At 60.7% G+C, this 483-nt stretch carries 1 protein-coding gene; it reads left to right on the top strand.

All coding sequences use genetic code 11. From position 1 onward, the window contains the following. Positions 1–483, top strand: a 483-nt coding sequence (locus tag KMS84_RS43820) for an aldehyde dehydrogenase family protein (RefSeq protein ID WP_256921284.1), incomplete at both ends; no start/stop codon positions are given.

Raw genomic sequence — 483 nt, forward strand, 5'->3', positions numbered from 1 at the left:
GTCAGAGAAGCCTGTGGTGTGGTGGGTCACATCATCCCCTGGAACTACCCGGCTCAGATGCTCGGGCGTACGATTGCGCCTGCGTTGGCCATGGGCAACGCATCGATCGTCAAGCCAGCAGAAGATGCATGCATGACGTCGCTTCGCTTCGCCGAGATTGCCGCAGAGGCCGGTCTGCCTGCTGGCGCGCTGAATATCGTGACCGGCTATGGTCGCGAAGCGGGCGCCGCGCTGGCGGGTCACCCAGGCATCAACCTGATCACCTTCACCGGCTCTCCTGATGTCGGAGTCGCCATTCAAACCGCTGCTGCCGTCAACCACGTCAAATGCGTGCTGGAGCTGGGTGGTAAATGCCCTCAGGTGGTGTTTGCAGATGCCGACCTCGACAAGGCAGTGCCTGTGATCGTGGGAGCGATCATCCAGAACGCAGGCCAGACCTGCTCTGCTGGTAGCCGTGTCCTCATTCAAAAAGAGGTCTACGAG

Origin of the sequence: Streptomyces hilarionis (genome assembly GCF_024539675.1) — a bacterium.
Classification (GTDB): Bacteria; Actinomycetota; Actinomycetes; order Streptomycetales; family Streptomycetaceae; genus Streptomyces; species Streptomyces hilarionis.